General features: G+C 30.5%; 20 protein-coding genes. 13 read left to right on the top strand and 7 right to left on the bottom strand.

Annotation, left to right across the window (positions count from 1 at the left end; genetic code table 11):
* Window positions 1-64: 64 nt before the first annotated feature.
* On the top strand, window positions 65-2,059 hold the full coding sequence (locus tag WH52_RS09415) for an LTA synthase family protein (protein WP_086030701.1): 1,995 nt from the start codon (window positions 65-67) through the stop codon (window positions 2,057-2,059).
* Here WH52_RS09415 and WH52_RS09410 read toward each other — a convergent pair.
* From WH52_RS09410 to WH52_RS09390, 5 genes are all read right to left on the bottom strand, one after another.
* Window positions 2,056-2,622 (bottom strand): phosphatase PAP2 family protein, encoded by a 567-nt coding sequence (locus WH52_RS09410; protein WP_086030700.1) that lies wholly within the window; start codon window positions 2,620-2,622, stop codon window positions 2,056-2,058. The two genes, WH52_RS09415 and WH52_RS09410, sit on opposite strands and share 4 nt — an antisense overlap.
* Window position 2,623: 1 nt before the next feature.
* On the bottom strand, window positions 2,624-3,607 hold the full coding sequence (locus WH52_RS09405; protein ID WP_233131542.1) for a peptidylprolyl isomerase: 984 nt from the start codon (window positions 3,605-3,607) through the stop codon (window positions 2,624-2,626).
* Between the two features lie 141 nt (window positions 3,608-3,748).
* A complete protein-coding gene (locus tag WH52_RS09400) occupies window positions 3,749-4,471 on the bottom strand; it encodes an FKBP-type peptidyl-prolyl cis-trans isomerase (RefSeq protein WP_086030698.1) in 723 nt (240 codons plus the stop codon).
* On the bottom strand, window positions 4,458-5,003 hold the full coding sequence (gene gldI, locus WH52_RS09395) for a gliding motility-associated peptidyl-prolyl isomerase GldI (RefSeq protein ID WP_086030697.1): 546 nt from the start codon (window positions 5,001-5,003) through the stop codon (window positions 4,458-4,460). Before gldI ends, WH52_RS09400 begins: the two co-directional genes overlap by 14 nt.
* Window positions 4,993-6,021 carry a DHH family phosphoesterase gene (locus WH52_RS09390; RefSeq protein ID WP_086030696.1) on the bottom strand — a complete coding sequence of 343 codons (1,029 nt, stop codon included), beginning with the start codon at window positions 6,019-6,021 and terminating at the stop codon, window positions 4,993-4,995. The genes gldI and WH52_RS09390 overlap by 11 nt, the downstream gene beginning before the upstream one ends.
* Before the next feature lie 99 nt (window positions 6,022-6,120).
* On the opposite strand from WH52_RS09390, the gene WH52_RS09385 reads away from it, so the two are divergent.
* Entirely contained in the window at window positions 6,121-6,540 is a 420-nt protein-coding gene (locus tag WH52_RS09385) for a nucleoside-diphosphate kinase (protein ID WP_086030695.1), read from the top strand.
* A gap of 72 nt (window positions 6,541-6,612) precedes the next feature.
* Here the strand turns inward: WH52_RS09385 and WH52_RS09380 are convergent, their stop codons facing one another.
* The gene (locus tag WH52_RS09380) at window positions 6,613-6,909 is read right to left on the bottom strand and encodes a DUF721 domain-containing protein (protein ID WP_086030694.1); all 297 of its coding nucleotides are present in this window, start codon (window positions 6,907-6,909) and stop codon (window positions 6,613-6,615) included.
* Window positions 6,910-6,924: 15 nt separating this feature from the next.
* The gene (recF, locus tag WH52_RS09375; RefSeq protein ID WP_086030693.1) at window positions 6,925-8,004 is read right to left on the bottom strand and encodes a DNA replication/repair protein RecF; all 1,080 of its coding nucleotides are present in this window, start codon (window positions 8,002-8,004) and stop codon (window positions 6,925-6,927) included.
* Between the two features lie 112 nt (window positions 8,005-8,116).
* On the opposite strand from recF, the gene WH52_RS09370 reads away from it, so the two are divergent.
* The 11 genes from WH52_RS09370 to WH52_RS09320 all read left to right on the top strand — a co-directional run bounded on the left by WH52_RS09370 (window position 8,117) and on the right by WH52_RS09320 (window position 20,000).
* Window positions 8,117-8,905 (top strand): tetratricopeptide repeat protein, encoded by a 789-nt coding sequence (locus WH52_RS09370; RefSeq protein WP_086030692.1) that lies wholly within the window; start codon window positions 8,117-8,119, stop codon window positions 8,903-8,905.
* Between the two features lie 3 nt (window positions 8,906-8,908).
* On the top strand, window positions 8,909-9,415 hold the full coding sequence (ribH, locus tag WH52_RS09365; RefSeq protein WP_086030691.1) for a 6,7-dimethyl-8-ribityllumazine synthase: 507 nt from the start codon (window positions 8,909-8,911) through the stop codon (window positions 9,413-9,415).
* A gap of 174 nt (window positions 9,416-9,589) precedes the next feature.
* On the top strand, window positions 9,590-9,874 hold the full coding sequence (locus tag WH52_RS09360; protein WP_086030690.1) for a riboflavin synthase subunit beta: 285 nt from the start codon (window positions 9,590-9,592) through the stop codon (window positions 9,872-9,874).
* Window positions 9,874-11,733: a DNA mismatch repair endonuclease MutL gene (mutL, locus tag WH52_RS09355; protein ID WP_086030689.1), complete on the top strand. Its 1,860-nt coding sequence runs from the start codon at window positions 9,874-9,876 to the stop codon at window positions 11,731-11,733. Before WH52_RS09360 ends, mutL begins: the two co-directional genes overlap by 1 nt.
* Window positions 11,734-11,781: 48 nt before the next feature.
* Window positions 11,782-12,465: a rhomboid family intramembrane serine protease gene (locus tag WH52_RS09350; RefSeq protein ID WP_233131541.1), complete on the top strand. Its 684-nt coding sequence runs from the start codon at window positions 11,782-11,784 to the stop codon at window positions 12,463-12,465.
* Window positions 12,466-12,472: 7 nt separating this feature from the next.
* Window positions 12,473-13,783 (top strand): AAA family ATPase, encoded by a 1,311-nt coding sequence (locus WH52_RS09345; protein ID WP_086030905.1) that lies wholly within the window; start codon window positions 12,473-12,475, stop codon window positions 13,781-13,783.
* Window positions 13,783-15,000, top strand: a complete 1,218-nt coding sequence (locus tag WH52_RS09340) for a tetratricopeptide repeat protein (RefSeq protein WP_086030687.1) — start codon at window positions 13,783-13,785, stop codon at window positions 14,998-15,000. The genes WH52_RS09345 and WH52_RS09340 overlap by 1 nt, the downstream gene beginning before the upstream one ends.
* Window positions 14,997-15,857: a rhomboid family intramembrane serine protease gene (locus WH52_RS09335; RefSeq protein ID WP_086030686.1), complete on the top strand. Its 861-nt coding sequence runs from the start codon at window positions 14,997-14,999 to the stop codon at window positions 15,855-15,857. The genes WH52_RS09340 and WH52_RS09335 overlap by 4 nt, the downstream gene beginning before the upstream one ends.
* A 23-nt stretch (window positions 15,858-15,880) precedes the next feature.
* A complete protein-coding gene (locus tag WH52_RS09330) occupies window positions 15,881-16,876 on the top strand; it encodes an endonuclease/exonuclease/phosphatase family protein (protein WP_086030685.1) in 996 nt (331 codons plus the stop codon).
* A gap of 41 nt (window positions 16,877-16,917) precedes the next feature.
* Window positions 16,918-18,057 carry a geranylgeranyl reductase family protein gene (locus WH52_RS09325; RefSeq protein ID WP_086030684.1) on the top strand — a complete coding sequence of 380 codons (1,140 nt, stop codon included), beginning with the start codon at window positions 16,918-16,920 and terminating at the stop codon, window positions 18,055-18,057.
* A gap of 101 nt (window positions 18,058-18,158) precedes the next feature.
* Window positions 18,159-20,000 carry a PLP-dependent aminotransferase family protein gene (locus tag WH52_RS09320; RefSeq protein ID WP_086030683.1) on the top strand — a complete coding sequence of 614 codons (1,842 nt, stop codon included), beginning with the start codon at window positions 18,159-18,161 and terminating at the stop codon, window positions 19,998-20,000.
* Window positions 20,001-20,070 lie beyond the last annotated feature (70 nt).

Raw genomic sequence — 20,070 nt, 5'->3', positions numbered from 1 at the left:
TATCAAACACCTTTTTATTTTTATAAATATCTTTGCTATTTGAAAATTATAAAAAAACAAATTAATGATAACAAAAATCCCTAACTATATTAAGTTCATTTTCTCAAATGCATTTTTCATTTTTTGTTATTTATTAATCCTTCGATTAGTTTTTTATTTCTTCTTTTCAGATTTATCAAAAGCTACACCTAACGAAGTTTCTACCGCATTTGGTTACGGTATCCGTTTTGATTTAAAACTAACTTCATTACTACTACTACCGTTAGCAATATTAATTTTTATAGTAAATAATCGAATTTTTAAAAACAAAACCTTAAATTTTATTAGCAAAACATATTTACTTTTATGCTACATTTTTATTACATTATTCTATGTTTTTGATTTTGGCTATTATGACTATTTAAGTACTCGATTAGATGCAGCTTCGTTACGATTTTTAAGTAATCTTAAAATATCTACTCAAGTTTTATTTGAAAGTTATCCTGTCTATAAAGGCTTATTCGCTCTTTTAATTCTAATCTTTCTTTTTTACAAACTTATTTCTTGGATATATAATTCTTTTAAAAACTACATATACACCCCAAATAAAAAACAAAAAGCATTTTTTATAATTGTTCCGTTACTAATTTTAGCTTTGGGAGTTTACAATAGTTTTACACACTATCCTTTAAGATGGAGTCAAGCATTTTTCTCACAAAAAAATTCAGTAAACCAATTTGCTTTAAACCCTGTTTTATACTTTTTTGATAGTTTCAAGTTTAGAAATGAAGGTTTTGACACAGAGAAAACAAAGAAATATTACTCTACAATTGCTAGAGAATTAAACCTTTCTAAAACTCCTTTAGAGTTTAAAAGAGAAATACACAAAAATGATTCTATTACTAACAAACCTAACATTGTTATTGTTATGTTAGAATCTTTAGGCACTATACCTATGAGCCACTATGGAAACCCACTAAACTCTACTCCTCATATGGATTCCATTATTAGAAACAGTGTGAGTTTTCCTAATTTTTATGTGCATAAAGCAGGAACAGCTGGAAGTGTTTTTGCTAGTGTTACTGGATTGCCTGATGTAGACGGAACACGAACTGCATCAAGAAATCCTTTTGTAATTAATCAACGAATTATTTTTAATCAGTTTGATGGTTATGAAAAACTTTATTTTTTAGGTGGTAGTGCTAATTGGGCAAATATTAGAGGAGTTTTTCAAGCTAACACCAAAGATTTAAAAGTATTTGAAGAAGGGAGTTATGAGGTAGAAAAAAGATCGGATGTTTGGGGAATAGACGACTATGAATTATTCAAGGAATCTAACAAAGAATTAAAGAAACTTAACGATAAAAAACAACCTTTTGTAGCTTATATTCAAACAGCTACAAACCATATGCCTTTTACTGTTCCAGATCAAAAAGAAAGCTATAAACCTTTAACTACAAATGATATTGATGAAGGTAAATTAAAAGAAGCAGGTTTTGACGGAATTGATCGTTTGAATGCTTTGCGCTATTTAGATTTTAATGTTTTTAAATTCTTAGAAAGAGCTAAAAAAGCTGGTTACTACGACAACACTATCTTTTTATTTTTTGGTGACCATAACACATCTATGAGTTATGTTAAAAACTTCGATAAAGATTATGAATATCGTTTGAATGTACATCACGTTCCGTTTTTTATTCATTCTCCAAAATATCTTAGTCCAAAAGAAATTAAGAAATACACAAAACTCGCCGATGTATTTCCAACTGCCGCTAGTTTAGCCAATATAAACTACACGAATTACACATTAGGTAACGATGCTTTAAAAGATGATGATTCATCAAGCTTTGCTTTCTTATACCAAACAATAAAAGGAGAACCTGCAGTAACTATTTTAAAAGACTCTCTTTTGTATTCTAAAACTTTAATTAGCGGATACAGCCATTTATTCAATACAAATAAAACGACTAAAAAAGACATACAAAAAAGCTACCCTATTTTAACTAAAAAAATGGATAGCTTATTAAATGGTTATTATCATAGTACTAAATATTTGTACTATAACAACAAAAAAGATTAGGTAAATATTTTATTTGATAAATAAGAATATAACTTAAAAAAAGCATATCCTATAATTGTTCCGTTAATAGCTCCTACAGTAATATCAATTGGAAAATGAACTCCTAAATAAATTCTACTGTAAGCAAAAACTATTGGAAACAAGAAGATTAATTTTATATACTTCGGAAAAACATTTTTGAATAATTGATACACAAAAACAGCAAAAACTGTTGATGTAGTTGCATGACCAGAAGTAAAACTAAAACTCTGAGGGTTAATCAACCTTTTGCGTAATAAATGATTTACTGTATCATCGTTATTAGGTCTTAATCTTTCAAAAATTCCACGAATCATATTTGTAAACTGATCAGAAAAAGCAATCATTACTGCTATTATAACTAATAGAAACATTCCTTTTTTTAACCCGAAGTTTTTGAACACTAAATACAACACAAAAACAAACAACGGAATCCAATTAAATTGATTCGTAATAAATAACCAAAACGAATCCCATTGTTCACTTCCTAAATTATTTAGGAATATTAAAAGCTCTTTGTCTTTTTGAATTATACTATCTAACAAACTACTTTCCTACTTTTAAAACTTCAACTTCAATAATTAAATCAGACTTTCCAGGAATTGGCCCATAATTTTTCTCTCCATATCCTAAGTAATAAGGAATAAAGAAACGAGACTTACCTCCTTCTTTCATCGTAAGCACTCCTTCTTTCCAACCAGCTATTAATCCAGTTTTATCGATGACAAACTCTAAAGGTTGCCCTTTATCATAACTCGAATCAATCTTATCTCCTGTATCTAAATACACAGTATAATGAGCTTTTACCGGTTGCGCTCCATTTACTTTTTTACCTGTCCCCTCTTTTAATTGTAATACTTTTAATCCAGAATCGGTTGGAGTAGATCCATTAATCCCCATTTCTTCTTTAAACTTATTTTTCTTTGTCCAAATAGCTCTTTCTCTTTCTGCTTTACGCTCTTCTGCTCTGGCTATTTCTGTTTCAAAAACTACTGGGGCATCAAACTTTTTAGCATCTTTTCCTACACGAATAATATCTACCTTATTAATATAATCATTTCGTTCGATACTATCTACAATATCTTGCCCTAATTGAACTTTACCAAAAACCGAATGTTTTCCATTTAACCATGGAGTTTCTTTGTGAGTAATAAAAAATTGACTTGAATTTGTTGCTGGCCCAGAGTTTGCCATTGATAAAATTCCAGGTCCATTGTGCGGATAAATTAATTTTGCTTCTTCATTCATAGGAAATTCATCATCAAATCTAAAACCTGCATTTCCTTGCCCTGTTCCAGTAGGATCTCCTCCTTGAATCATAAAATCTTTAATTACTCGGTGGAATTTTGTTCCATCATAAAATGGTTTTCCTTTTATTGAGTCATTTAACTTTGGATGATTTCCTTCAGCCAACGAAACAAAATTTGCTACCGTCATAGGCACTTCATCTGGATGAAGTTTAACTAATATATCTCCTTTATTTGTTTGAATATCTGCATATAAACCATCTTCAAGATTGGTATATTTCATTGTTTTACATGCCGAAAATACAATCGCGAAGACTAAGAGTAATTTTATTTTTTTCATAATTGTTTAAGGATTAGGTAATAAAAAAACAATTAGGTTAATGAAACTCACTAACCTAATTGCAAACATATAATTTTATATTGATTATTTTACTTCAACAAGCTCTACATCAAACACTAAAGCAGAAAATGGTTTAATTTTAGCTCCTTTTTGTTGTGCTCCGTAAGCCAATTCTTGAGGAATAAAGAACTTGTACTTTGCTCCTGGCTTCATTAACTGTAACCCTTCTGTCCATCCTTTAATTACTTGATTTACTCCGAATTCAGTTGGTTCAGCTCCGGATTTATCAAATTCTGTTCCATCAGTTAATTTACCTACATAGTTTACTCTAACTCTCGAAGTAGCTTTTGGCGATTCTCCTTTTCCTTCTTTAACAACTATATATTGTAAACCGCTAGCAGTAGTTTTTACTCCTTCTTTAGTTTTGTTTTCAGCGATAAATTTTTCGTTTTCTTTTTTGTATTCTCCAAATTCAGCTTCAGCTTTTTTAATTTGCTCCTCTTGCTTTTTCTTCATCATCTCTATTCTTTTCTTTTGAAAAAATGCATTGATGATATTTCTAGTTTCTTCTGGCTTTATTAATAAATCAGTAGAATCTACTCCGTTTAAATATCCTTGTACAAATAAAGAAGCATCTAATTCTTTAGCATCTTTCTTCATTTGCATTCCCATATTCAACCCAATAGCGTAGCTAACAGAATCGATGTTAGAATCTAAGCTACTTTTAGTTTTTACACCAGTATTATTTTTACATGATACTACTGACAAACCAGTTAAGGCTATTGCTAAAATTTTAATTGTTTTCATTTATTGTTTTTGATTTAATATCTATTAATGTAATTGTACTTTTTATTGGTTGGTTTCCTTTTATTTTATTTCCATCTCCTACAACTCCATAAGCTCTGTACGATGGAATTACAAATGTAATGGTTTCTCCTTTTTTCATCAATTTTATTCCGTCTTGTAACCCCGAAATAAAATCTTGTTTATCTACTGTATACTCTTTTTGTTGTTTTGGATAGATAACGTTTCCATATAAATCTGTAATATCAAAATCTATTACAGTCACTTCTTCTGGTTTTGGTGTTTTTACATTTACAGTATCTTTTTTTTGATACGCATACCAAAATCCACTTGTTGAAGGTTTAAATTCATATAAAGTATCCTTTTTTATCCAGCTTTCTATAGCTTTTTTCTCAAGAGCATTTAACCTCTTATTTTTGGCTAAAACTTCTTTATAAAAATTTGTAGTACCATGTTGTTTTGGTCTTCTTGCTTCTGGAGTAGCACAAGAAACCATTAAAGTTATAAGTAATAAAATAATAAAACTATTCTTCATAACTAGATAATAATTCTTCTTTATACTCTGGTAATAACGCCACAAAACTCTTTATAGTATCTTGAAGTGACTCTGTACTTTTACCACCAGCAGCATTATCGTGTCCTCCACCATTAAAATATTTTCTAGCAAATTGGTTTACCGAGAACTTTCCTTTAGAACGAAATGAAATCTTTACAATTCCTTGCTCTTTATCTTCAATAAAAATTACTCCAAATACAATTCCTTTAAGTGACAAGGCGTAATTAACTACTCCTTCGGTATCTCCTTTTTCGTAATTAAATTTATCTTTTTCTTCTTGAGAAAGTGAGATAAACGCTGTTTTATATTCTGGATAAATCTGAAGATTACTCAACGCTTGACCTAATAATAACAACCTGTTATATGAATTAGCATCGTGAACACTACTATGAATTCGATCGTTTTCTGCTCCTTTATCTATTAAATCGGCAATAATCCTATGGGTTCTACTGGTTGTTGATCTAAAACGGAACGAACCAGTATCTGTCATAATTCCAGTATATAAACAAGTGGCGATGTTTTTATCTATTAAATCAACATCTCCCATCATTTCAATAAAATTATACACCATTTGACAGGTAGAAGACATTGAAGTGTCTGAATACATATAGGTAAAATCATCGGGTTGTTGATGATGATCTATCAAAGCAAAGTCATTCTCGTACTTTTCGAGCGTATTCTTCATATCATCTCCCACTCTATGCAATGCATTAAAATCGAGTAAAAAGACAATTTCTGATCTATTTAAAGCTTTTACACTTTGATTGTTTTGCCTATCAAAACGTTTTACAGTTTCAGAACCTGGTATCCAATGTAAGAAATCTGGATACTCATTTGGCATTACCACTTGTGTAGAATGTCCTTTTTTATCTAAATAATGCTTCAACCCTAAAGTAGAACCTACCGCATCTCCATCTGGATTTCTATGACCAATTATTACTATTTCCCTAGGCTTAGCAAGGAATTCTTCAAGTTCTGAAAAATGTTTTAAAATCATAAGTGGCGAATATACAATTAAATTAAAAAAAATATGTAATTTCGCGCCGATTTGTGCGGAATCGCATTTTTCAGTTTTTAATTATTGAAACATATACAAATGGCAACAAATAGAACTTTTACAATGATTAAACCAGATGCTGTTGAAAACGGACATACTGGTGCTATTTTAGAAAAAATTAACGCTGCAGGTTTTAGAATCGTAGCAATGAAAAAAACTCAAATGACTAAGCGTGATGCTGAGACTTTTTATGCTATTCACAGCGAGCGTCCTTTCTTTGGAGAATTAGTTGAGTTTATGACTCGTGGTCCAATTATCTCTGCTATCTTAGAAAAAGATAATGCTGTTGAAGATTTCAGAACCTTAATTGGTGCTACTAACCCTGCTGAAGCTGCAGAAGGAACTATTCGTAAAATGTTCGCTACTTCTATTGGTGAAAATGCTGTTCACGGATCTGATTCTGATGAGAATGCTGCTATCGAAGGAGCTTTCCATTTTTCTGGAAGAGAAATGTTCTAAGAATTTTACACAATTCTTAGTTTAAATATTTTAAACCTCATTGCTTTTAAAGTAATGAGGTTTTTTCATATTCTAAACCAACATTAATCTTTTCACCAACACCTCTCCCATTTCATCATTTAACATTTTTACAATTTTTTCTTTCCCGTAACTTAATTCTTCTCTTAAAACAGAAGAAGATAAACGAACTATTAATGTTCCGTTTTGTAGCTTCACCTCAGTAGTATAAGAAGCAACTCCAGCACCCATTAGCTTTTCCCAAGCTTCTTCAATATGAATTTTTTGAAAACCTTTTTTCAAATTATTCTCTTGAATAAAGGTTCCCATTAAATCTTTTAATGAAAAACTATCGTTTTCTCGCTTACTCATTTATTATTACTACAATTATAATTTAAAAATCTGATATTCTTTATTACTCTGTTTTACCACAGCTTCTGTTCTATCTGCATGCGTATCGGTAATAAAAATTTGTCCGAATTCATCATTTGCAACCAATTGAATTATTTGTGACACCCTATTTTCATCTAACTTATCAAAAACATCATCTAACAACAATATTGGAGTAACATTCGATTGTTTTTTAATAAACTCAAACTGCGCAAACTTCAATGCTATTAAATACGATTTTTGCTGACCTTGAGACCCAAACTTTTTAATAGGATAGTCTTCAATCTCAAAACTTAAATCATCTTTATGGATTCCTACAGTAGTATACTGTATTATTTTGTCTTTTTCAAGGTTTTGAGCTAATAAATCTGAAAAATCAGCATCGTGCAACTGACTTTTATATCTCAAATTTACTTTTTCTTTCCCGCCAGTAATTACTTGATGTTTTTCATTAAATATAGGAACAAATTCATTTAAAAACTCTTTTCTCTTTTGATAAATAAATTTTCCGTATTCCATCATTTGTTCGTCATACACCTTTAAATTCAGCGCATCAAAGGTTCTATTCGCTGCAAAATATTTTAACAAAGCATTTCGTTGACTCACCACTTTCGTATAAGACAATAATGCTTTTAAATACTGCTTGTCTTGCTGAGATATAACCCCATCTATAAACTTCCTTCTTGTTTCACTACCTTCTATAATTAAATTTCTATCAGCAGGAGAAATAATAACAAGAGGAAGTTGCCCAATATGCTCCGAAAATTTCTCATAAGCTTTTCCGTTTCTTTTCAACAGTTTTTTCTGACCTCTTTTTAAAGAACAAATAATCTTTTCACTTCTTTCATTTAAAAGATAATCTCCTTCAATCATAAAAAAATCTTGCCCATGTCGAATATTTTGTCCTGCAACCGAATTAAAGTAACTCTTTGCAAACGATAAGTAATAAATAGCATCTAATACATTTGTTTTTCCAATACCATTATTTCCAACGAAACAATTTATTTTCTTTTCAAAATCAAATGTCTGAGTATCTATGTTTTTAAAATTTACTAACGAAAGCTTTTGCAAATACATGAAAAATTCTGTTTGAGAAAAGGAAGCGCAAAATATCGAAAATTTACGAAAAATCGACTTTTAAAATCCAATTAAAAAAACTATTTTTGTCGCCACTAATTTTTAAGCAATTATGGCAACATACAAGAAAAGAGGTTATAAACCGAAGAAAGAAAAGGTTGTAGAACAAGAAGTTGAAGAAACATTTGACGAGTCTCAAAGTGCTACTGCTGAAGTTTTTAACACACTTGACGAAACTGCAAACAAATCGGAAGAGTGGATTGAAAAAAACAGTAAACCTTTATTTTATGGTTTAGTAACTGTAGCTGCTTTAATTTTAGCATACTTAGCATATACTAAGTTTATAGCTGAACCAACAGAAAAAGAAGCTTCTAACGAATTAGCGTATCCAAGAGCTTTATTTGACGAAGCAAGAACTGCTGCTGGTGTAAAAGCAGATTCTTTATACAACTTAGCTATTGCTGGTGGTGTCGATGGAAAATATGGTTTTGCAGATATTTCATCTTCTTTTAGCGGAACTAAAGCAGGAAACTTAGCTAATTATTACGCTGGTGTTTCTTACTTAGAAATGAAAAAATATAAAGAAGCTATCGAATACTTAAGTAAATTTGATTCTGATGATGAATTATTAGGACCAACTGCTTTAGGTGCCATTGGTGATGCTTTTGCAGACATCGACCAATTACAAGATGCTTTAGATTATTATGAGCAAGCTGCTAATAAAAAAGCAAATGATTTCACTACTCCATTATTCTTATTCAAAGCAGGTCAAACTGCAATGGCTTTAAAAGAATATGGTAAAGCTGAAGAATTATTTACTAAAATAAAAGACAACTACGCTGAAACCGATCAAGGTAGAGATATTGAAAAATATATCAACAGCGCAAAATATGCTAAATAATTAATGGCTACAACAAACTTATCTTATTACGATAAAGCTTCAATCCCAAATGCGAAATCTTTTCGATTTGGGATTGTTGTTTCTGAATGGAATTCAGACATAACAGGAAGCATGCACAAAGGTGCAATTGAAACATTAATAGACTGTGGTGCTGAAAAAGAAAATATTATTTCTTGGGATGTACCTGGAAGTTTCGAACTAGTTTACGGATGTAAAAAAATGATTGAAACTCAACAATTAGACGCTGTAATTGCTATTGGAAACGTAATTCAAGGAGAGACAAAACACTTCGATTTTGTTTGTGAAGGTGTTACGCAAGGACTGGTAGACTTAAACATGAAATATGACGTTCCTGTTATTTTCTGTGTATTAACCGATAATACCAAACAACAATCTATAGACAGATCGGGAGGTAAATTAGGAAACAAAGGTATAGAATGTGCTGTAGCAGCAATTAAAATGGCAGCTATAAAAAACAGTAATACCTCAACTTCTACAGTTGGTTTCTAATTTTCTTTAGAAAAACAAATACAAAACAAGCCAAGTAACAGTAAGTTACTTGGTTTTTTGTTACGATAATTTTTCAACAAAGTTTGATGAGTTCTTACGAATTCAGTAACTTTGATATTCATCTTGTTTTGGTGTAATTTTTGATGCTTTCAACCAAAACACATACCTTATTTTATGGGATTTATTAAAAGAGAAGCTAAAAAATTTGATTATAAACCACGTTACTATAAAGGTGAAGGAAATCCTTATGAATTTAAACATAAATTCGATAAATTCCGAACCACTGTTGGTAAACGAAAAGGTATAAAAGGTAAATTTAATGCTGCTATTGAAGAGTTTAAAAATTCTGAAAATGGCGGATTCAATAAAACTATTATTATTACCATAGTAGTTTTAGTACTTATCTTTTTTTATATAATCGATTTTGATTTCTCTATTTTCATACCTAACAACGACTAATGTCTGATATTATACAATTATTACCAGATCATGTAGCAAATCAAATTGCTGCAGGAGAAGTAGTTCAACGTCCTGCTTCTGTTGTAAAAGAATTATTAGAAAACGCTATTGATGCTGGTGCAACTTCAATAAAGTTACTATTAAAAGACGCAGGTAAAACGTTAGTTCAAGTTATAGATAACGGAAAAGGAATGAGCGCAACCGACGCTCGTTTATCTTTCGAACGTCACGCTACTTCTAAAATTAGAGATGCCCAAGATTTATTCAACTTAAATACCAAAGGTTTTAGAGGTGAAGCCTTGGCTTCTATTGCGGCTATTGCTCATGTTGAACTAAAAACTAAGTTAGCAGACGATGAGTTAGGGACGCAAATAAAAATTGAAGGTAGTAAAGTAATCACTCAAGATGTTGTTTCTACTGCCAAAGGAACGAGTATTGCTGTTAAAAATTTATTTTACAACATTCCTGCACGTCGTAACTTTTTAAAGTCAGATACTATAGAAACACGTCATATTGTAGATGAATTTCAACGAGTAGCTTTGGCACATCCTACAATTAGCTTTTTATTACATCATAATAACAACGAAGTTTATAATTTACCTAAGAGCAATTTACGCAAGCGAATTGTATCTATTTTCGGAACCAAGATGAATGAAAAACTGGTTCCAATTGATGAACAAACTGATATTATTACAATTACCGGATTTGTTGCTAAACCAGAGTTTGCAAAGAAAAAACGTGGAGAACAATTCTTTTTTGTAAATGATCGATTTATAAAAAGCTCATATTTAAATCATGCTGTAGTAAATGCTTTTGAAGGATTGTTAGAACATGGTTCGCATCCGTCTTATTTTTTATATTTAGATGTACCTCCGAACAGTATTGATATTAACATTCACCCTACCAAAACAGAAATAAAGTTTGATAACGAAAAAGCTTTATATGCTATTTTAAGAGCCACTGTAAAACATAGTTTAGGACAATATAATATTGCTCCTGTACTTGATTTTGATAGAGATGCGAACTTAGACACACCATACGATTTAACTAAAAAAAACTCGGGTACAGTATCGATGCCAAAAATTACAGTAGACCCTACATTCAACCCTTTTAAAAATGATGTAGTACCAAGCTCTCCTGTAAAAAATACAACAAGTAGCCCAAGTACAAACAGTTATACAGCAAACTTTAAAAAAGATGCTGGTAGCTGGGAGGCATTGTATACGAATACCGATTTTGAACCAACTCCATCCGTTCAACAAGAACAACTATTTGAAAGTTCTCAAGAAACTGAAACTGGTAAAACGTTTCAAATTCAAAAGAAATATATTTTATCAACCATAAAATCTGGAGTTGTTTTAATTCATCAATCATTAGCACATCAACGTGTACTGTATGAAGAATTTTTAGAAACTATAACAGTTAGAGAAGCGAGTAGCCAACAGTTATTATTTCCTGTAAGTATTTCATTTTCTTCCGCAGATATTGAAATGATTTACAGCATTAAAGCCGATTTAGAAAGTACTGGGTTTGTCTTTGAAGAATTCACTAAAGAAAGCGTGGTTATTCGAGGAATTCCTACTTCTATTACCGAAAGCCAGATTACGTTTATTTTAGAACAGCTACTAGATGATATGAAAATGGAAGTTCCAGATACTAGTTTTAGTCACTTTGATGTTATGGCAAAATCTTTTGCAAAATCTTTAGCTATAAAAACAGGAACTATATTATCAAGTAAAGAACAAGAAAATTTAGTTAACGATTTATTCTCATGTAAAGACCCCAATAGTTCTCCTTTTGGAAAACCTACTTTTAAAACATTGACTTTACAAGAAATAGATACTATTTTTAACAAATAAACAAATATGGTATTCCCTAAATTAACTAGTACTATAAAACATATTGTATTGATAAATTTAATAATGTTTATTACTCCAACTTTATTAAATTTAGATTTAACTAATATTACAAACCTTCATTACCCACTAAACCCTATGTTTGGCATGTGGCAATATTTTACAAGTATTTTTATGCATGGTAGTTGGGGACATTTAATTTTTAACATGTTGGGACTATGGATGTTTGGTAGCTCTGTTGAACAATTCTTAGGAAAGACAAAGTTTTTATTTTTGTATCTTTCCGCTGGTATTGGAGCTGGATTAATATTTACTCTAATTGATTATATACAATTCCAACAGATTTACACAATCTTTACAGAAGCAGGATTATTAAAATCTGAAATCATAACTATTCTTGAAAAAGGCAGTACAAACGACCCTAGAGTAATTCAATCAATAACACAAGAACAATTTAATCAAATAGGCTTGATTTATAATAAAGTATTATTAGGGGCTTCTGGAGCAGTCTTTGGAATTTTTTCCGCTTCGGCTGTTTTTTTCCCTAACTCTAAAACTCTTGTTTTTCCAATTCCTTTTCCAATTCCAATGAAAGTTCTTATCATTTCATTAGTTCTTTCCGATCTGTTTTTAGGAACATTTAGCTTACCGGGTGATAATATTGCAAGATTTGCTCACGTAGGAGGAGCTATCATTGGTTTTATAATATCATGGTATTGGACCAAAAAAAAATAAATTGTCTATGTATAATGAATTAATTAAAGATTTAATAGAAGCTTTAAAATTATCACCTAATAACATTCCTCTTCGACTGCGTCTTGGAAAATGTTATGAAGCTATCTTCGATTTAGAAAATGCTGAAGAACAATACTTAGAAGTTCTACGAATTGATGATAAAAATGAGTCTGCCCAGGAAAATTTAGCTAATGTTTATTATTCTTTAGGAAAATACGATGCTTCTTTAATATTAATTGAAGAGCTTTTAAAAAACACCCCTTCCAACCTAAATATTAAGCTTTTAGAGTTACAATGCAAAGTTTTAATCAAGCTTAATGAAATTACTACAGCTCAAGAAGTATATAAATCTATAATTGCTATTCGTCCTGATTATATTAACGAAGATTTTGATAATGTCCTAAAAACAAAATCAATTACCATAGATCATGAAGTCAATATTATAGACTCCTTATTGAAAAAATCTAAAATTAATTTTGAAGATATTGGAGGAATGGAGAAAATTAAGAATGAAATTTCTCTAAAAATCATTCAACCGTTATTACATCCTGAACTTTACAAAGCATATGGAAAGAAAATTGGAGGAGGTATCTTACTTTATGGCCCTCCTGGTTGCGGAAAAACACATATTGCCAAAGCAACTGCAGGTGAAATAAATGCCAATTTTATTAGTGTTAGCATTAATGATATTTTAGATATGTGGACAGGGAATAGCGAAAAAAACTTACACGAAATATTTGAAACAGCTAGAAAAAACACTCCCTGTGTAATTTTTATCGACGAAATAGATGCCTTAGGAGCCAATAGAAATGATATGGTAAAAAATAGCGGACGTACTTTAATTAATCAATTTTTGTCCGAATTAGATGGTATTAATTCTAATAACGAAGGAATTCTGATTTTAGGTGCTACAAATACTCCTTGGCATCTAGACCCTGCATTTAGAAGACCTGGTAGATTCGATCGAATAATTTTTGTTACTCCTCCCGATGATAATGCTAGAAAAGAAATATTTGAAATTTCTTTGAAAGGCAAACCTTTGGAAAATTTAAACTATAAAAAATTAGCTCAAAGTTCAAAAGGGCTTTCGGGTGCTGACATAAATGCTGTAATTGATATTGCTATTGAAGAAAAATTGCAAGATTCGTTGAAAACAGGACAATTAGAACCATTATCAATGAAAAACCTACTCAAAGCGATAAAAAAACATAAGCCAAGTACCAAAGAATGGTTTAATTCTGCTAGGAATTATGCATTATATTCAAATGATTCTGGGCTTTATGATGACGTATTACATTATTTAAATATAAAAAAGTAATGAGCGGACATTATAATCGTGGTATACAGCTTTATAATTTGGCAAAGTATAATGAAGCTATAAAATCTTTTAAAAGTGATTTAGCGGAAAATCCACATGAATTTTACGCTAAATATTATTTGGCTCTTTGTTTTTATCATATAAATGATTTTTCAAATTTTGAAAAAACTTCCAATGCTTTAATTGCAGATTATCCAGATAGTGATGAAATTCATTTTTTATACTCTTTTGTATATTCTTCAAAAGATGATTATAAAAACGCTATAAAGCATCTTAACAAAGCTATTCAACTGAATCCATACGAGGCAGAATATTTTGGACAACAGTCGATTAACCTATTAAACCTAAAGAAATACGAAAAAGCACTAAGTTCTTCCAATCTTGGTTTACAAATTAATCCTAAAAACAATACTTGTTTAAACACACGAACTAAAGCTCTTACAAAATTAAATCGAAAACAGGAAGCTTTTGAAACCTTGCAAAACACATTACATGAGAATCCTGAAGATTATTTTACTCATGCCAATGCCGGATGGACTAATTTAGAGTTAGGTAATTACAAAACTGCTAATAAACATTTTAAAGAAGCTTTAAAACTAGATCCTAATGATGATTATGCACGCAATGGAATGGTTGAATCTATCAAAGCTAAAAATATCATTTATAGATCATTTTTAAAATATGCTTTTTGGATTCAAAATAAAGACTCTAAATTTCAGTGGCTCTTTATTATTGGCATATATATAGGTTACCGTTTTATTAGTAAAGTTGCCGATGGCTTTGGCTTTACTTTTTTACTACCAATATTTGCTATAATATATTTAGGTTTAGTATTAGGTTCATGGTTAATTTCACCTATTTCTAATGCTATATTGCTTTTTGATTCGTATGGCAAATATTTATTAAACAGAGAAGATAAAAATGCTGGATATGGATTTATTCTTGTTACAAGTGTTGCTATAATAGCGTCAATAGGTTATTACATAAACTCAAATAATATAATGCTATTAATTGCTATTTCATCATTTTGCTCTTTAATCCCAATAACCAAAGGACTACAAAAGAGTATACGATTTTACAAAAATTTAACTTTTTGGTATGGTATAGTTATTTTTATCTTAGGGTTTATAAATATAATATATCCAATTTCAATAATGGTTCCTATCATATTATTTGTAATTTTTACTTGGGGTTATAATTTTAAAAGATTGAAATGAATTTCTTAGAAAACATAAAACATCGTTTTACCAATTCAGGTATTGTAGAAAAACTCATTTATGTTAATGTAGGTGTTTTTGCCTTGGTGTTTTTTGCCAACACCTTTAGTTTTTTGTTTCAAATAAACGGAAATGTACTGGTAAACTGGTTAGCTTTACCTGCTAGCTTCGATGAGTTTTTAACAAAACCATGGACAATTGTCACGTACGGATTTTTACACGCACGTTTTATCCACATTCTTTTAAACTTAATTGCTTTATTCTACATAGGTCATTTATTTAAACAATATTTCACTTCGAAACAATTATTGAATTTTTATCTACTAGGAACTGTTTTCGGCGGAGTTATTTTTATGTTGAGTTATAATTTTTTCCCTGCTTTTCAAAAAGTTTCTCAAAGTAGTATTCTTTTAGGAGCATCTGCAGGAATTTCAGCAATATTCATTGGTATCGCAACTTACATTCCTAATTATGAATTAAAATTCCCTTTAATTGGCTACGTAAAATTATGGATATTAGCTGCTATTTGGATCGCTATAGATATTATTCAAATTCCAGCAGGTAATGCTGGTGGACATTTAGCTCACCTTGGCGGTGCTTTATTCGGTTTTCTCTATGTGAATAGAGCTAGCAATAAAGAACTTACTATTTTTACCTCCCTTAAAAACCTCTTTACAAAAAAAGAAAAGCCTTTAAAAACTGTTTATAAATCTGGGAATTCACCTCGTAAAAAAACAGTTGTAAAATCTCAAAATCAACAAGAAATTGATGCTATTTTAGATAAAATTGGTAAATCAGGTTACGATGCTTTATCTAAAGAAGAAAAAGAGTTTTTATTTAAACAAGGTAAACGTTAAGATTAAAAAGAGAAAATTATTTTATGCGTAAAATCGTATTGTTTTTCAATTCAGTATTTGCAGCGGCATTGCTATTGTCGTACGCATTACCGTATATTTCTCCAAGGCTTATTCCTTCATTAGCTGTTTTCAGCTTATTTGTTCCGTTATTAATAATTGTGAATGTTTTATTCTTAATTTACTGGTTAATAAAGCTTCATAAAAACTTTATACTTTCAGCATTAATTCTTGGAATAGGCTGGTATATTGCTCCACCATTTTTTAAGTTTTCTAAAAAAGAAGTTGTTTTAAATGAAGACTTAAAAGTAATGAGTTATAATGTTCGCTTGTTCAATCATTACAAACACGAAGATGACATTACTACCGAACAAAAAATATATGAATTTGTAAATAAGCAATCACCAGATATTATTGCTTTTCAAGAGTTTTATAATTCTAAATTATTAGATATAAAACTACCTTACAAGTACATTAAAACAAAGTCTAAAACCAATAAGTTCGGATTAGCAATTTATTCTAAATATCCTATCGTAAATTCTGGCTCTCTAAATTTTGAGCACAGTGCTAACAATACCATTTTTATTGACATTGTTAAGAAAAAAGATACGATTAGAATTTATAATGTGCATCTAGAGTCTTTAAAAATCAATCCGAAAAAAGAAAATTTTGGTGAAAAAGATTCAGAAAGATTGTTCCAACGTTTAAAAAACGGATTTGAAAAGCAAGTAGCACAAACCGAACATATCTTGCAACACGAATATTCTTGGAAAGGAAAGAAAATTATTTGCGGTGATTTTAACAATACAGCTTACTCTTGGGCATACCAAAAGCTTTCAAAAAATAAAAAAGATGCTTTTGTAGAAGCTGGTTTTGGTATGGGAAAATCCTTTCGATACATCTACCCTATGCGAATAGATTTTATTTTAACTGATGAAAATGCAACTGTAAATCAGTTTAAAACATTTAGTAAGATTAAATACTCCGACCACTACCCTATTCTAACTAGAATGCATTGGTAATTAAACAAAATAACTGTATTTTTAAATCAAAAAATTACAGTATGCAAACATTTGATGTAGCAATTATTGGTAGTGGCCCATCTGGAGCTTCAACTGCATTTCACTTAGCTAAAAAAGGAATTTCAACCGTTATTATTGAAAAAGAAACTTTACCACGTTATAAAACCTGTGGTGGTGGATTTGTTTTTAGAGGCCGTAAAGATTTACCCTTTAATATTACCTCAGTTATTGAAAAAGAGTTTCATACAGTAGATATTTATTTAGGTAATAAATTACATTTTCAAACACATAGAGAAGATCCTACAATTACTATGATTATGCGTGATTCTTTTGACAACCTTATTGTAGAAAAAGCAAAAGAATTAGGTTGTACAATTTTAGAAGACCATAAATTAAAAGGATTAGAATATGGAGGTAATCAAATTGTTTTAAAAACTTCACAAGGAGATATTGCTACAAAATTTGTAATTGCTGCCGATGGTGCTTTGAGTCCTACAGCTAAAATAGCTGGTTGGAAAGAAGACACTAGAAAATTGATTCCAGCATTAGAATATGAAGTCGAAGTGCCAGAAGAAGATTTTCAACGTTTATCAAAAGAAGTTCGTTTTGATATAGATGCAATACCTTTTGGTTATGCTTGGAACTTCCCTAAAAAAAATCATTTATCTGTAGGTGTAGCTTCAGCAAGAAGAACTAAAATAAATCTAAAAAAGTATTATAAAGAATATCTAGAAACCATTGGATTAACCAATATCATAAGTGAGTCTCAACACGGGTTTCAAATTCCTGTCGCTCCTCGTACAGACGGATTTGTAAGAAACAATGTTTTCTTAATTGGTGATGCAGCAGGTTTTGCAGACCCTATCACTGCTGAAGGTATTTCGAATGCTATTTACAGCGGGAAGTTAGCTGCAGAAGCTTTGATTGAGAGCGAATTAAATCCTGAAAAAGCAGAACAATTATATATTGAAAAATTAGAAGAAAAACTATTACCAGAAATAGAAACTGGTTTATGGCTTTCTAAATGGTTTTATGAGCAAAAAACAGTACGAAACATTTTACTAAAAAAATACGGACAACGTTTTGCTGATGCTATGGCAGATGTTTTTCACGGAGATAGGAGTTACCCTTCTAACATTAAAAAACATATTAAGGAAAAAATTAAAGAGTTGGTCTTTTAAACTAACTATTCCTATTAGTTAATAAAATTCTAAAACACTATTAACTCTTTTAGAAGATTTCAATTTAGCGTATCTTGCAAGCCTTAATAAAGGTAATACATATGCAAAGCAATACTGTGCTAAATTATATTTTAAACGTTGTTAAAAGCATGCCATCAGATTGGTTAAAATTAACAACACATCGATTAGATATTTACAACGAAGAGTTAGCTAAAACAGAGTTTTTAGAACAGTTCGAAAATTTATTCAATACTAATAATTTTCAAACAAATACTTTAAGTGAGCTACCAACTGCTTATGATTATATCAGACTAGGGCATCCATTATCTTCTGTTTTAGAATGGGCTTTAGGAAAAGTTTACAATACTAATCCTACGAATGTGATTAGTTTCTCTTCTAAATCTACGCCTATTTTAGCTGTTTTAAGAAAGAACTTATTAGCTAACAAAAACACTCGAATTGTTTATACAAATCAACTACCAAATTGCTTTGATGTTGACGCAGTTAGAAAAGTATATAATTACAATTTTGAAGTAATAAAAATCAACAACATAGAAGAACTATCTGAATTTGATGGAACTACAGTTTTCGTTTCTGAAAAAGAAAACATTTGTGATTTCTCTCTTTCTCCAAAAGTTGATTTTTACATCAATACACAGTCTACTTTAGGAAGTATTTTATTAGTAAATGGGACAGATAATGAATCGTACGTTTCAGAAATCCAACATGTACGAAGAAGGGAAACCATTGCCATGACTCCTTCTAATACTGTAATTGCTTTACAACAACTAACAGGACAACCTACTAAAAAACCTACTTTTAATACAGCTAATAATAAAGCTAAAGTTTTAAATAGTATTAAAGAAATCACTAAGTCTAATTCTAAAGCTGTGGTTGGTTCAAGCGGACTTTCAATTCAGTACGCTATCGTCATGGGATTAATTGATCATGCTTTAGAAAAATACCCTGGGAAAGCTATTAAAATTGTTGTACCTCCTAACTGTTATGGTGGAACCAATGATCAAGCAAGACGTATAGCTGCATGTATAGAAAATGTAGAAGTGATAGATTTGCCTGTAGATGGAGGAAATAACATGGTACAAAGTGTTGACGTAGTTTTAAATAAAATTGCTGAAGAGGATGCTGTACCATTTATTATTGCTGAAATACCAACAAACCCAAGAGTTGAAGTACCGAACCTTTTAAAATTAAAAGAAGTTTTAAGTGCTACTCGAACAACTCCATCAGAAAATAAAGCTATTGAACCCGTATTTATTTTAGATCAAACATTTTGTCCGAATGTGAATTTTTTAGGTCAAAATGAAATACTTTCTTCAGTAAAAACGATTGCTTATGTAAGTGGTTCTAAATTCCCAAGTGGAGGAAAATGTACAGCTGGATTCGCCGTAGCTAATAAAAAAGCTGCTAACTTAATGGATGCTATCGAGAAACATATTCAATTATGTAATAACGAAGCTACCGAATTACAATTAGAGATTTTAGCTGAACAATTACCTTCTATGGTACAACGAATTGACGATGCTTATAAAAACACCCGTGCTTTTGTTAATTATATTGAAGAGGTTTTACCAACAGCAAAAATCAACTTTGTTTCTGAAGAATTAGCAGCTCAAGGCTTCACTCCATCGGTTTTCTCTTTAGACCTTCCTACCAAAGGAAATACTGATGAAGAGAGAGAAACCTACAAAAGAGCTCTCAACTTAAAGTTGATTAACTTAATGATTTCTGAAATTCCAAACGAAAGTAAATATTGTGTGAGCTACGGTCAGTTAAAAGGATGTTATTGGACTATTCCTGCAACCTCAACTCAAGGAACCACCAAAGAAGGAGATAAAGACTATATTGCTCGTGTAGCTATTTCTCCTGATTTAGATTTGGAACTACACAAAAAAGTATTTCTAGATTTTGTAAAAAGTATATAACTTAAAAAACGTCATTGCGAGGAATTAAAAACTCCGAAACAATCTCTATATTTTAAACAGAGATTACTTT

It is taken from the genome of Tenacibaculum holothuriorum (assembly GCF_002120225.1).
GTDB classification, from domain to species: Bacteria; Bacteroidota; Bacteroidia; order Flavobacteriales; family Flavobacteriaceae; genus Polaribacter; species Polaribacter holothuriorum.
The sequence above is the reverse complement of the archived record's forward strand: the minus strand, read 5'-3'. Positions and strand labels throughout refer to the sequence as shown.